The sequence below is a fragment of the Mucilaginibacter sp. genome, from assembly GCF_039925265.1.
Taxonomy (GTDB): domain Bacteria; phylum Bacteroidota; class Bacteroidia; order Sphingobacteriales; family Sphingobacteriaceae; genus Mucilaginibacter.
In genome coordinates this window covers 1-14,873 of record NZ_JBDSZG010000012.1, presented here as the reverse complement: position 1 = coordinate 14,873, position 14,873 = coordinate 1, and the positions used below count along the sequence as shown (strand labels likewise).

Here is a 14,873-nt window from a genome sequence, read left to right as displayed (position 1 = left end):
TACATTATTGTTTTGCCTGTTTATAATCAATCGCCTCTTTCATACCGTCTGACAAATTCTTTACCGACGGCGGACCGTTAAATATCGAAAAATTGCTGTTGTAATCCCAATGAATTCCAGGGATATCTAAATTTTTTAATGCCTGGCGTACCGCTTTAATATACCTGATCCTGCTATCCTCATCGGTATACTTTCGGTAAACCCCGTATTCGCCGCAAATAATGGGTACATAATACTTGTTGCTCCAGTTCTTTACTATCTGTAATTTATCTTTTATCGATTGCTGGTTGCCATCAACCCTGTATTGAAAATAATTGTTCTCGCCCCAGGTACCAATTACGTTGGGGTTCATGGGCGGGAAATTCTTCACGTCATAGGGGAACGGAATCCCCGTAGTGGCCACCTGGTCGCCCACCCAATCGGCACCCTGGTGGGTAAATAAAAAAGGCTCGTAAAAATGGAAAGTATAAATAATGTTCTCATCGGCTAATCTTTCCATCCGGCTCAGTTCGTAAATGCTGTTATAGTTTGATGCGCCTACTATCAGCGTGCGCTTGGCATCAACTTTGCGTATAGCAGTAACGATATTATATGCGGCATCTTTCCACACTTTGGGGTTTATGGGTGGCGGTTCATTATATATTTCAAAAAAAAGCAGGTTGGGGCTCTCTTTTTTATACCTTTTGGTTAATAACAACCACGAGTTAATCACCTTTGGGGTCTCGGTTAAATAATTATTATCATTTATTTTACCGTAGTGGTAATCTATGATCAACTTTATATCGTATACCTTACATTGTTTCAAAACTTCATCAATGTGAGTAAATACTTTCTCAATCGGAATTTTCGTAGTTTCGAAGTGCTCAAAGGCCACAGGAAGGCGGATGCTTGTAATTTTAAGTTTTTTAATTAACTCATAGTCGCTTTTTTTGATTGGGTTTATACTTAAAACGCCCTTGTTCCACCATTGCTCCAGCCATGAAATGCTCACTGCATTGTTTAGGCTTTTTGCTCGTTTAAAAGCCAGTAACCTTTCGTTTGAGGGAATTGGTTTACTTTTTGCACTAAGGCACTGCATCATTATAATCAAAGTTATAAATAACGCCCTTACCGGTAGTTTTAGACTATATCGTTTAAGAGTTGTATTTTTCAAAGTATTTAATCGTGTTACTATTAACTGATCTGAAATCTTATTATAATTTAACAAATAATGTTTGTTCAAATATCAAAAGAGGAATATAAAAGGGAAATATTAAAAAAGGCCTGGTACCAAACTAATAATATTATTTGGTCTATTGTGTTTATATACCCTATCCTTTTTACCATCGTCGATTTCGTATATTCAAATGATATATGGCTGCAATTTGCTATTGTACGCATCATTACGGTACTTATCATATTAGGGCTCTACAATTTCTTCCAAACCAAAAAGTACAATTACCGGTCGTTATTGCACCTTTGTTTTTTCTTCCTTTCTCTTACCTCTGCCATACTTTGCAATATTGTAAAGTTAGAGGCACAGCTTATATATTTCCTCACCTACTCTGCCATCCTGCTATTTTTTAACCTGCAGGTATTTTGGGAACCGATAAACTCCGTAATCCAAACCCTGATGGCGATTTTATTGCTTGCCATTTTTTACAACCTGCTTAGCGAGTACCCGCTGGACCTGGTTGTGAGCACCGGCGGCAACTTCTTTTTTGTAATCGCGTTTATTTCCTGCTTAATACCAAACGCGCGATATAAAGTTATAGCGCGCGAGGTACGGTCGCAAATTCTGATCGAAAAATCTAACGACCAGCTGAAAGACCAAAACCGCGACATTAACGAGAAGAACAATATTATAGATAGCCAATACGAGCAGCTGCGCAAACTGGACGACCAGAAGAACAGCTTTATTAACATTGCCGGGCACGATCTGAAGAACCTCATTGGCCAGATCATCATGAGCAATAACATGCTTAAAGAAGAGGATTATCGCCTCAGTTCCGATCAAAAGGAAATGAGTAGCTACATTTCAGAATCGGCCGAGAAGATGCAGTACATGCTGAACAAGCTGATGGACGTGAAAGAGATAGAATCGCCTGAGATGAAATTCAACATGGAGATCTTTGATATTAACGCCGAGGTACTGCATGTATTTAAAGGCCTGCAGGAAACAGCCCAGATGAAGAACATCCACCTGGTTGATAATATTCTGAAACTGCCGCTGAATGTGAAGTTGGATAGGGTGTTTGCGGGGCAGGTGTTCCAAAACCTACTCTCGAATGCTATAAAGTTTTCGCAAACAAACAACAACATAAAAATTGTTACCAGTTTGCAGCGCCAGAAATTTGTTTTTGAGATCATAGACGAGGGCGTTGCCATTGGCCAGCAAGAGCTTGATATGATGTTTAACAAGCTTAAAACACTTAACGATGCATCTGCAAGTATTGAGAGCCGCCTTGGGCTGGGCTTATCTATAGCCAAGCTGATGACCAAGGAGCTTGGCGGCGAGATGATGTACCGCAGTGATGATAACGGCAACTATTTTAGAGTAGAATTTTACGTAATAAACTAATACTAACAACCTGATGAAGAGATTATTAACCTTATTGGCTTTTATAATTCTAAGCACAACATCTTTTGCGCAGACTATTGTGTCGTTCAAAGCGATGGGCCATGACGATGACGAAACCGTTTATGGTATGAGCGGGGCCACTTCGTTCTATTTCAAGATTCCCCCGCAGTACGAAATAGTTGGCAGCAAACTGGTAATATATTTTGAGCCGTCGCAGGCCCTTATCAGGGATAGATCCTATGTAAATTTATTCATCGGGTCAAAACCGGTTTACAGTGCACGTTTAACAAAAGATTCTATCCAAAAAATATCCGTAAACCTTACCAGGGCCGATATATCGCCGGATAATTATCTAAAAATAGCCGTCAAAACCCTTTTAACCATTACAGATGACCAATGTAAGGATTTGGATAATCCCGCCATGTGGTTGAAAATAAAAAACTACTCGTACCTGTCGCTGATAAAAAGTAACAAGAACTTTTTTAACAATATCAACATCAGCAATTGCTTCGACAGTAAGAAAGCTATCGTATATCCATCAAACCCAACCCTGCACGATTTGAAGGCGGTTGCATGGGCTTACTCCAGGTTAAAGAAAACGCAACAGAAAAACATCAGCGTTTACGAGGTTAACAAGCTGCCCGATACCGTGCGTAACTATATTATGGTAGGCAACATATCGTCGTTGCCGGCAAATAAGCGCCCTTTGGTGAAAGTTACCCCGCAAAACAACCAGGGTTTATTTTACCTGCACAAAGCAATTAGCACAGTAACAGATACCATAACACGTATGGTTGATGTGAAAGGGCGTCTGATACCGGTAAAATCTGTTTCACAAGAAGTAGTACCTACCGAAATATTATTTGTAACAGGCGGCGATGATACCGGTTATGAAAAAACCATCACTGCGCTGGGTAATATGAACATCTTAAACTCAACCTTTGGTGATTACCTGCTGGTGAATAAAGCTCAAAACCAGTTCTTTAAAACTGTCGATGAGAACCGCTCTAAACTATCGTTAAAACAAATTGGCGGCGTTAGCGATTTCCTTTCGGGTATTGGCTCATTAAAAAGCGCCTTCAACTTTAAAAACTCCGATTTTAGCTTTACCCCAAAAGAAGTAGAGATACGCATAGTTGGTAACTACAGCAGCCTTAACCCCGGCGATCGTGGTTTCTTTAACATTTACCTTAACGGTTTATTGTTAAGCAGCGAAAAGCTGGATGCATCTGGCAAGCTAAATACTACCGTTACTATTAACCGTTACCAGCACCATAAATACAACACACTTGAGGCTGAGTTTAGGTTTTACCCTAACAATGGTAACTGTAAAAACAGCTTTACTAACTTCTTTGCCGAGGTTGACGTAGATAAATCTTACCTCGAATCTAAGAACCCCTTCATCACAAGCGACCTGAGCTTCTATCAATATCCCGAAGCTTTTAACAGCGGTACTACCAAAATAGTGGTAACAAAAGAATATGCCAAATACGCTGCCGGCGCCATGGGCGAGATCATATTTGAGCTGAACAACAACATTAATGCAAACAACTTCCCTGAGTTTGTTTACTCGGAAGATGTTCCGCCCTCTGATCTTAAAAAGAACAACATCATAGCACTTTTGAGTAAAGACGATAAGATGTTTAAAGAGTTCCCGGATGCGCCAATCGATTTTAATAAAAACTTCCGCCTTTACCGAACCGACAATAACACTGTGGTTTACCAGCTATCGGATACCACCTCAAACGGCTTGGCGCAAATATTTTACGGCCGAAGCAATAACGCCACACTGGTGTTAACCGCTACCGGCAAGCACCTCGCCGAAGCATTTTTATCGGCATCCAAATCAATAACCGAGCAGTTATCTACGTTAAGCAGCAACGTTTGTATCTCTGATGTAAACAACAATAAATACCTGTTCAACATTAACAAAAGCAGCGACAACCTGGAGTACATAGATACCAAAAGCGCGCTTACACGGTTTTGGGATAGCTACAACCTGTACATACTGCTGGCTATATTGGTGCTGATATTGTTATCATTCCTTTACATACGCTCTAAAGTTCAAAAATCACAGGAGTTATTTAATGATTAATGTACCTGGTGCATATTCATTTACTAACCTATTAATTTTTTCATAGCGATGTCGATTCCTGAGTTATTGATCAATGATGGGTTTATTACTGCGACTGATCGTGGGAAGATTGACAGTTATTCAAGCGAAAGTGGCTTATCTTTTATCAAGATAGCCCTTACGCTTGGCTATATATCCCGCAAAAACTACGAGCGATCTTTAAACAACGCCGGTATTGACTTTGCCCAGATAAGGGAAATGGAATACGACCAGGCTGTTTTAGATAAAATAGATCTCGCGTTTGCCAACGAGCGCCTTGCCCTGCCATTGCGTATAGAAAACGGGAAGGTAGTAACGGTAATGGCCAACCCGGATGATGAACTATTTAAAGATTTTATACGGTTCACTTATGATATGGAGCCCCATATCATCATCGCGTCGGACCTTGATATTATATGGCTCAGCAATAAATTAATTGGTGAAAAATACCTTAAATCATCCGTTTTTGAACTGATGAAGCGCGATCCGGATAGTTCGGCGGTGGTTACCTTTTCATCGGCACAGCTGGTTTTTATCTTTGTGCTGATAGCGCTTGTGGCCGTAGGGATGGTATTGAGTTTTAAGAATACGTCCATCATCATCAACGTTATCATCAGTTCGTTTTTCTTGGTGGCAATCATCTTCAAACTGTTTCTGGCACTGGTTGGGTCGAGGTTTGAGTTGCACCAGGCGGTTACCAAAGAGGAGCTTAAGCTGGTATTTGATGACGAGCTACCCATATACACCATCCTGCTACCGGTATACAAGGAAGATAAACTGATCAAAAAGCTCATCTGGAACTTACAGGCTATTGATTATCCGCGCCACAAGCTGGATGTTAAGCTGCTGATAGAGGAAGACGACGATAAAACCCTTAACGCGGTACGTAACCTCGATTTCCCGGCTATATTTGAGGTGATCGTAGTACCTTACCACATGCCTAAAACCAAGCCTAAGGCTTGTAACTACGGCCTGCACTTTGCCCGTGGTAAATACCTTACCATTTACGATGCAGAGGATATCCCCGATACCGATCAGCTGAAGAAAGTAGTATCGCTATTTGGCAAACTACCGTCAGAATACATTTGCATACAAAGTGCCCTTAACTACTTCAACCGTAACGAGAACTTTCTTACCCGTATGTTTACCCTCGAGTACTCGTACTGGTTTGATTATATGCTGCCCGGGCTGGATACCCTGGATATCCCTATCCCGCTTGGTGGTACCAGTAACCACTTTAAACTACAGGAACTGGTTGACCTTGGTGCCTGGGATCCCTTTAACGTTACCGAGGATGCCGACCTTGGCGTGCGCGCTTATGCAAAGGGGCACAAAATTGCCATCATCAACTCCACCACTTACGAGGAGGCCAACAACGAACCCTTCAACTGGATCCGTCAGCGCAGCCGCTGGATAAAGGGCTACATGCAAACCTATCTGGTACACATGCGCGACCCTGCTGCACTCATAAAAAAGATAGGCTGGAAAGGTTTCCTGGGCTTTAACTTCTTTATAGGTGCCACACCCATTATATTTTTGGTGTACCCGCTGCTGTTAACCTTTTTCATCTGCTATATCGTATTCGATCTGTCATCTATCCGTACCCTGTTTCCGGATTGGGTGCTCTTCATGTCTATCTTTAACCTCATGGTGGGTAACATCCTCATGATATACATAAACATGATGGCTGTATTTAAAAGGCGCTACTACGAGTTAATATTATTTGCCATAGCCAACCCTATTTACTGGCTAATGCACAGCATATCGGCTTATAAGGGGCTTTACCAGTTAATTACCAATCCGTTCTACTGGGAAAAAACCAACCACGGCCTAAGTAAAGTTAATAACCCAACAAACGTTGTTAAATAAATGAGAATCAGCAGGTCGCTATATTTAATCTTCCTCACGGTTATATTGATCATATATTACCTGGTGGCTGCCATATATCTTAACAATTTGGGGTACTACAACCATGAGTCGTTATTCTACATCGAAAAAACACGCATAGTGTTCGATGGCGTAGGCGCGCGTTTAAAGGTAATGGGCCTAACATCACCCATGATCCCCTTCATGGCTACCTTCTTTTTCACCTCCATCAGCTATACGCTTGCACCGGCACTCGCGTCGGCCATTGGTACGGGCATGTTGTTCCATGTAATTGCAGGCACCCTTATCAAACGCCGCGACGATGACTTTTTTATGTACCTGCTGCTGGCTATCTTCCTGTTTCACCCCGGCATATTGTATACGGCGGCCTCCGGCAAAAGCACGTACCTCGTACTCATCTTCTTTTTCCTGTTCTTCCTCAACCTGCTCAAATTCTATCGAAGCAATACTACCTTCCACGTATCTATTGCCAGTATATGTTTGGTAACACTCATCTTTTGCGATTATAAGTTTGTATGGCTTACGCTGTTCTTTTTACCGCTGGTGCTTACCATCACCATCCACAGCTTAAACCTTGGCGAGCAGGAGAGTATCTTCCGCCTGTTCCTCAGCTTCAACAGCCCGTCGCTGAGGCGTAAACTGGTGAACAAAACCTTCGCGCTGTACATTATTTTGTTTGCTTTGCCGCTGGTTGCAGTGCTTTGCTACAAGCTGCTGAACCTTACCCACGCAAGCGACCTCAACTACTTTAGCGAAAGCCCCTACGCCACCTGGAACGTGCTGATAGATAAGCTCAGCTTCGACCAGCAAACCACCAACAACATCTACCAGATCCCCGAGATCAGTCTGCTGCTATCGGCCCGGGTGCTACTGTTCTGCCCCATGATACTGATAGCCATCTACCTGTTCAGGGAGAGCACCTACCAGATCCTCACCCTGCTTACACCTTTCGCGTTCATCGAGTTTTTACACCTTAAGTACGATAAGGTTTACCTCGCCTACCAATACTACCTCATCTTTATAGTGCTGGCGTTTCTGTGCGTAATGTTTAAATCGCAAACCGTAAAAAATCAGAAGTCGTTCCGCATCCTGCTCGTTCTATCGGTAATAGTGCAGCTGTACTCCGGTTGGTATTTCCTCAAAACATCGCCCATTGCCGAAGACCGCAACTTCCTGAGCGTACTTACCAAACGTACCGAAGACAAAACCCAGGCCGATAATGCCGACGTAGCCGGATACCTTAACAGCCTGCCCGATGATGCCCATATATTAATGGACGATGCCACCGCTTACGGCGTGGTAGCGTTTGTAGAACCGCAGAAGATAAAATCGCTCACAATGCCTTACCAGGATAACTTCCTGAGCGGGGTAGAATCGCCCGATAAAGCTGCCGACTACATTGTAATCGCCACCGCCAAAAACCTCGTAACCGGCTACACCCAACTCAACGACCGCTACCTCGTGAGCATTAAACGCACCCTGCCGCAGCTCATCTTTAAAAAAGTATACGAAACCGAAAACTGGATAGTATACCGGGTAGTGAAGTAGGGGTTGATTTCGGAGTTCGGATGTTCGATTTCGGATTTATTGTTTTAATTGGTGCTCCAGAGGGCTACGCAGTTTCGGATTTATCACCCCGTCATGCTGAACTTGTTTCAGCACCCCACAGGACAGGTATAGGCCATGCATATCTACGTGTCAGTCTGAGCCTGTCGAAGACCTTACCACCATGCATTTCTTTCTTGTCTCTTGATTCTTACCTCTTGATTCTATTTTCAAAGAAGGTGCTGTTGTAGTGCTTCGCCGCGGTTCCGCCCCGCTTTCTGTACAAGACGCCGGTGGAAGCGGCTTTTCCGCCAATCGGGTTTAGGGGGGAACGATGGTAAAGAGAGCAGTTTTAAACTGGGTGGTGGATTGACCGTAGTACCTTTTATTTTCTGTGTGCTTTATATGCTACCAGATGTAGGCAGTAATAGATTCTATTTGATTGAAAAAGAAAAAGTTGCTTATTTTTAAGACATAACTATTTGAATAGTAGTTATCCAAATAAAAGGATATTTTTGTTTTTTTTAATAGTGATAATAAACCTAAAAGAATTCCCAGTAACAAGGTATCAAGGAAGCAAAAGAAAAATGATTTCTTGGATTTTCGACGTCCTTAACGAATTAGATTTATCGTTTGAAACAGTGCTTGACGGATTTGGGGGTACAGCATCTGTAAGCTACTTATTTAAAAAAATGGGGAAAAATGTAACTTATAATGATAGCTTGAAATTTAACTATTTAATTGGCAAAACACTAATTGAAAATAATGACGTAAGGTTATATCCAAATGAACTGGAGACTCTCGTAAATTTTAATTCTATTTCTAATATCGTTGAAAAGAATTTCCAGGGAATTTATTACACCGACAACGAGAATAAATGGATTGACAACGTTGCAGAAAATATTAACAATAGGTTTGGGGCCGGTTCGCCCTCATTCGACGAATATAAGTACGCGATGTCTTTTTACGCATTATTCCAAGCTTGTTTGATAAAACGCCCATTCAATCTTTTCCATAGGAAAAATTTAAACCTTAGATTAAATGATGTAAAGAGAAATTTTGGGAATAAAACCAGCTGGGAAAAACCATTTGACGAGTTGTTTAAAAAATTTATTGAAGAAGCAAATACAACTGCATTTGATAATCAAAAAAAATGTTTATCGTTGAATTTGTCGGTTTTTGATTTGAATTCAGATGGTTACGATTTAGTTTATTTTGATCCGCCATATTTTGTAAAAAAAGATGACCATGAAACATCCGACTATTTTAAATGCTACCATTTTTTAGAAGGACTAGCCAATTATAATAATTGGGAACGAATGATTAATTATGAAACAATTAATCGGCGTTTAATTTATCAATTGCCTGAACCATCCCTGAATCGACACAACATAAGTGAAAAACTTGAAGAATTACTTTATAAATTTAGAAAATCGACAATAATACTTTCATATAAAGAAGGCGGGATACCGTCCATTGATTATATTATTGAAATACTTAACAAACTTGGAAAAAAAGTAATCTCAAAAAGCATTCATTATAAATATGCCCTTAATCATCAAAATGGTGACGCACAAAAGAATCGAGAAGTCTTAATAATAGGTATTTGAATTAAGAAAAAATATGTTGATTTTCAATAAAAAGTTTGACGTAAACGTCTTTAAACTTGTCATTTTAACTGCAATAATTGTCGCACTAATCTTGTTTTTTATTTTTTTTAATGCCACGGAAAACAGTAAAACGGCGAGTATATTTTCAGGTTTACTAACGGGTGTTATAGTTGCCATAATGCAACTTTTTCTTAGTTGGTATGAATTCAAAAAAATGGAAAAATTTGAATCCATGAAAATAATTGATATCAGGCCCGATAGAGATAAAAGGGAATTTTATGCTAATCTCATTGTTAACTCAACGAAAAGAATTTATATAATGGGGGTTACCGCTGATCGATTTCTTAATGATTTTGCTGACATAGATAACACTTTAAGTGAAAGAAAAGTCTTGTTTGCAGCGTTGACGAGAGATGTGGAGGTTAGGATATTACTACCGGACAAAGAATTTTTGCAGAAGGAAAGGCAACAACAACATTTTGAAAATATAAAAACAAGTTTCGCAGCCATTAGGGATTCACATCAAAATTTTGAAAATAGATATTTTCAACACACACCTTCACATAGTATATTCGTCATCGATGACAAGTGTATCTTAGGTCCAGTGTTTCCAGAAATTAATAGTAAAGATACTCCAGCTATATATTTTGAAGACACAAGTCCTTACGCAGTAAAATACCTAGAATACTTTGAAAGTGAGTGGAGTAAGAGTAGTTAAAATAAAAACATTTGCCCGGTTGCATATTGCACTAATTGCGATGAGCAAAAAAGGTTATAGAGTTAATGGGGGCTTTGGCTTCTCGATTGATTATCCAGCACTTAATATTGAAATTAAAAATTCCGACGAATTTATATTTAAAGACAATCGGGAAATGTCAACTAGTCAACAAGAGATTGACCGACACAAAAACAAAATTGAATTCATCAAAAAAAAATATGGTATAGAAAGAAACCTTGCTATATCCGTATCTGGCAGCCTTCAGTCACATTCAGGCTTTGGCTCGGGGACTGCTATACGACTCGCCATTATCGAAGGTCTCTTCCTTTTAAATGATATTAGCGTTAACAACGACCAATTAACAAGCTATTCGGGAAGAGGAGGAACATCGGGTATTGGCGTTCGGACATATTTTGAAGGAGGATATGTTTTCGACGTGGGGAAAAAAAACAAAAAAGAACATCTTTTGCCATCCAGTTCTTTAGAAAACAACCCAAAACAGTCTCTAATAATTGCCCAGGGAAAAATGCCCAATTGGAACTTTGGAATTTGTATTCCAAATAAAGTTAAAGGCCTCTCAAATATTCAGGAGGTTAATTTCTTTAAAACCAATGCTTTATTATCTAATGAGGAAGTCCATAAAGTTGTATATGAGGTGGTTTTTGGGCTAGTTGCTAGCATAAAAGAGCTTGATAAGGAGACATTTTCTTCAGCTATAAAAAAAATCCAAACTTCTGGCTGGAAAAAAGCGGAAAGGTCCATTTACAAAGGAGAGATAGAATTATACGAACAAATATTATATAACGCTGGTGCAAAATGTGTCGGGATGTCAAGTTTAGGCCCGTGTTTGTTTTTCACGAGTGACGACGTAGTCGATCTTATTGAAAAACTAAGATCCAAAATGCCTAATTGCGAATTATTTGCGTCGTCAAGCAAAAATTCTGGTCGAACTATAATTATTGATAATGCTTGAACTAATTTTTATCACATCCAGTAACGAAAAATTAGAGCATGCACGGCATTTGTGTAGAGATGCTTCAGTATATATATCAAAACAAAAAAACTATGGTATTGGCTACATAGAACCAAGGATTGATGATCGGCATGAATTATTAAAGCAAAGTGTAGAAGATGCTATTGCGAGATTTAAGAAAAGTGTACCCAACCATGATGAAAAGTTCTTTTTTATCGAGGACACGTCAGTTATCATAAGTGCTTTATCGCAAACCAGAGAATATCCTGGTGTTGATATAAAATATTGGATGAGAGAAAATAACTTTTCTTCTATAGACAACATGTTACGGCAGGCTGGAAATGATAGAAGAGTAACGGTAAGATCGGATGTTGTTTTAGCACTTAATAAAACCTTACAAAATAAATTAGGTACAAATTATATTACATTCACAAGTGTTACTTCGGGAACGATTACCAAAAAAGAGTGGAAAATTAAAACCCAACCCTTATACCCTTGGTTAAACGACAAAACTTTTAATAAATGGTTCATTCCCGACGGTAGCAACAAACCATTAAGTCTATTATCTATTAAAAGCGCAGACAAATACGACTTTAGAGCAGAAGCGTTTCAAGAAATGCTACTATTCTTAGAGAAATACAATTACATAAACGCTCAGATAAATTACAAACAACTACAATTATTTGAGCCCTCTGTTTTTCTAATTTCCGGTCCTACTTGTGCTGGCAAGACTACGCTCTCTACCTATTTGTCCGAAAAATACAACTACTATCACATCGAAGCAAGTGATTTTATGTACTTGAGTTATCATGAAAGACACGGAATAAATTCAAACGTAAATATCGGAGATTTCGCAGAGGTCGCTTTAAAAGAAAACCCGTCTATTGTTGTAAATCAAATAATTAGCAATATTACGAAATTTAAAAATATACCGGTAATAGTCACTGGTTTTCGCTCGCCTTTAGAGGTGGAGAATTTCAAAAAAAAATACGCTGGAACCCTAAAAATTAAAGTCATTTACGTCAGCGCAAGTGATAAAACAAGATACAAAAGAAGTTTGGAAAGAAACCGCAATGATGCTCAAAAAACATATGAAAAGTTTAAAGAAAAAGATCACCAGCAGGAAAATATGGGTCTTAGCAAGATTAAGGAAATCTACAAATCTTCTATAATAAGAAACGAAGAACTTATTGAAAGTCTATTTGCAAAATTTGAAAAGAAGTACGAGTATCAATTAAACGAAAACCTATTTAATTTTAAAAAATTACCTATTTTAAAAAATATCAATAGTTTGCAAAATGTTATTATAAGAATACTAAACAGGTCAAACCCTTCAATTTTTTATACGACAACTGAAATAGCCCATTTAATTAGAGATGCCAATTTTGAACGATCAAAAAATAAAAACAATATAAGTCGATATTTTAATCAGAATTTCCATCCTTACTACGATATCCAGAAAAACCTAGATGGAACTGCTTGTTACCAATTATCGCAGACCGGCAAAGCTTATGCAAGGCTCTTAGAGAAATTGATACAAATTGCTAAAAACAATATCGACGCTCCCGTTAAAGAAGTCCTTAACACAATTTAGCAATCGCTGCTGCCGCAAATGTCCACAACTTGGCGCGGGTATGCCGAGCGGGAGCGTGTGCTGATTACCCGTTCATTTTAGGAAGTCACGATTGCTTAATGCCATTCTCCGCGCTACATACACTCGCCAGGATCTGCTTTTATGTAATTAAATTTAGGCTATGCACAGCATGGGTTGCTGCTCGCGATAGCGCAAAGGGACTTAACAACAACTTCTTAAATCGGCCTTAGCTTGTTCGGTCAACACTAAACCTGCTACAGCACAACCTTTAACTTGCTGTCGGTGTTATCACCGCACCGCTTCCCGCCGGCGGCTTCGGCATCAGCTTATTAACCAAACCTACCGAGATGCACAGTTCGATGCCTATCCGGCGCTGGCTGTAGCCTTTACCGGCCAGGTGGGCTACGCGTGTGGCGAGCAGCTCTTTATCCAGAGGGGCGCGGGTGCGCAGGTGCAGGCGTTCGTGGCTGTTGCCTTCAAACTGCATTTGCAAAAAATCATGGTGCTTTATAATGCGGCAAAGGCATACATTATCTTCGCCATACACCTGCGCGGTGCTGCGCTGCTTAATTTGTTTCAAATAACGCAGGTGCTGTTGGGCGCTGCTGGTGCCAATAGCAAGGGCGCTATCGGCCAGGTTAATGAGTATTTTACTGCCGTGCAGTTCGTCGGCCGAGAGTGGCCAGCCGGGGTTGCGCCGTTTGGGTGTATGGGCCAACACCAGGATAGAAAGATTAAAGCGGGTTTTAAGCTCTTTAAGGCGCTTCATCAGGCCCAGCGCCACGGCAGCGTTTTCAGTACCGCCCCGCAGGCAGCTGATGTTATCAATGATGAGCACATTGGCCTTTACCAGTTTAATTTTATACTCAATGCCGGCTATAATTTCATCATCCGTACTGCCATAAGTCCCCATAACGTTGTTACCAATGTTGAACTCCGCGCGGAAAAAGTTATCGTTAAAACTGTCATTACCTTGTGTATGTGTATAGCGCTGGTAAAATTGCAGTGTGGTTAACTCAAAATCGATATAAAGCACTTTGGCGGGCGGGGCCTGCAGGGCAAAGGGCGCAATAGCCTTACCCCGGGCTACGCTATTGCCAATTTGCACCGCCAACACCGATTTGCCCACATTGGTATCGGCAAAAAGGATACAAAGTTCGTTCTGGTGCCAAAACTCCCCGAAAAGCATTTTAGCCCCGGGTTCGCGCTGGCCAAGTTCCATCCAGCGATTGCCCGTAAAAACGGTAAACAGGTGGCGGCCTTCTTCCGGGTCGGGCGGTTGGCGGTATTCCCTGGCCGGTAGCCTGGCCGGTCGCGATTTAAAGCCCCTTACTTCGGCACGGATGCTTTCGATATAATCCGGGCGTTCTGCAGTATGGTTATGGTCCATTGGTGTAACGTGAATTGTGCGGGATATAGTAAAATTGTATTCCGGCACTACTAATCTACCTGGGTCCGCGGCTTATGAGTAAAAGCTCACAATTTTCGGGCAGGCTCCCAACTGCATGGAGGCGAGTTAAGATAGCACCGTTTTTATACCCAAATATACCGGCTCGCCCTAACAAAGTTGGTGACAGGATATTGACACCATGGGTTAATTCGCAATAACTTGATTATGAATGACATGAATATGTTCACGGTGTTCATCTGTGTGTCGTGAACAGTGGAGGGGGTTGATAGCTTATAGATGATAGTTCATAGCAGGGAAGATGAGGAGCAGTTGCAGCTACCATGTACTATGGACCGTTTTAAACGAAGAAACCCCACGTATTGCTACGCGGGGTTCTTGTTAAGGCCTTTCGGCATTAAGATTTGGCACCGACCTACTCTCCCACATTTTACTGCAGTACCATCGGCTCTGGCGGGCTTAACT

The 14,873-nt window shown here is 40.6% G+C and carries 10 protein-coding genes; 8 read left to right on the top strand and 2 right to left on the bottom strand.

The window, feature by feature from the left end; genetic code table 11:
- Window positions 1–4: 4 nt before the first annotated feature.
- The gene (locus ABIX36_RS04675) at window positions 5–1,081 is read right to left on the bottom strand and encodes a cellulase family glycosylhydrolase (protein ID WP_348081003.1); all 1,077 of its coding nucleotides are present in this window, start codon (window positions 1,079–1,081) and stop codon (window positions 5–7) included.
- A 129-nt stretch (window positions 1,082–1,210) separates the two neighbouring features.
- On the opposite strand from ABIX36_RS04675, the gene ABIX36_RS04670 reads away from it, so the two are divergent.
- From ABIX36_RS04670 to ABIX36_RS04635, 8 genes are all read left to right on the top strand, one after another.
- Window positions 1,211–2,560 (top strand): HAMP domain-containing sensor histidine kinase, encoded by a 1,350-nt coding sequence (locus tag ABIX36_RS04670; RefSeq protein WP_348081002.1) that lies wholly within the window; start codon window positions 1,211–1,213, stop codon window positions 2,558–2,560.
- A gap of 13 nt (window positions 2,561–2,573) precedes the next feature.
- Window positions 2,574–4,655, top strand: a complete 2,082-nt coding sequence (locus tag ABIX36_RS04665) for a cellulose biosynthesis cyclic di-GMP-binding regulatory protein BcsB (protein ID WP_348081001.1) — start codon at window positions 2,574–2,576, stop codon at window positions 4,653–4,655.
- A gap of 48 nt (window positions 4,656–4,703) precedes the next feature.
- Window positions 4,704–6,542, top strand: coding sequence for a glycosyltransferase (locus ABIX36_RS04660; protein WP_348081000.1), 1,839 nt, complete (start codon window positions 4,704–4,706; stop codon window positions 6,540–6,542).
- Window positions 6,543–8,108 (top strand): hypothetical protein, encoded by a 1,566-nt coding sequence (locus ABIX36_RS04655; protein ID WP_348080999.1) that lies wholly within the window; start codon window positions 6,543–6,545, stop codon window positions 8,106–8,108.
- A 527-nt stretch (window positions 8,109–8,635) separates the two neighbouring features.
- Entirely contained in the window at window positions 8,636–9,715 is a 1,080-nt protein-coding gene (locus ABIX36_RS04650) for a DNA adenine methylase (RefSeq protein WP_348080998.1), read from the top strand.
- 13 nt (window positions 9,716–9,728) lie between these two features.
- Window positions 9,729–10,433 (top strand): hypothetical protein, encoded by a 705-nt coding sequence (locus ABIX36_RS04645; protein ID WP_348080997.1) that lies wholly within the window; start codon window positions 9,729–9,731, stop codon window positions 10,431–10,433.
- Window positions 10,411–11,406 (top strand): beta-ribofuranosylaminobenzene 5'-phosphate synthase family protein, encoded by a 996-nt coding sequence (locus ABIX36_RS04640; RefSeq protein ID WP_348080996.1) that lies wholly within the window; start codon window positions 10,411–10,413, stop codon window positions 11,404–11,406. Before ABIX36_RS04645 ends, ABIX36_RS04640 begins: the two co-directional genes overlap by 23 nt.
- A complete protein-coding gene (locus tag ABIX36_RS04635; RefSeq protein WP_348080995.1) occupies window positions 11,399–13,000 on the top strand; it encodes a non-canonical purine NTP pyrophosphatase in 1,602 nt (533 codons plus the stop codon). Before ABIX36_RS04640 ends, ABIX36_RS04635 begins: the two co-directional genes overlap by 8 nt.
- Before the next feature lie 268 nt (window positions 13,001–13,268).
- Here the strand turns inward: ABIX36_RS04635 and ABIX36_RS04630 are convergent, their stop codons facing one another.
- The gene (locus ABIX36_RS04630; RefSeq protein ID WP_348080994.1) at window positions 13,269–14,390 is read right to left on the bottom strand and encodes an AAA family ATPase; all 1,122 of its coding nucleotides are present in this window, start codon (window positions 14,388–14,390) and stop codon (window positions 13,269–13,271) included.
- Between the last annotated feature and the right edge of the window lie 483 nt (window positions 14,391–14,873).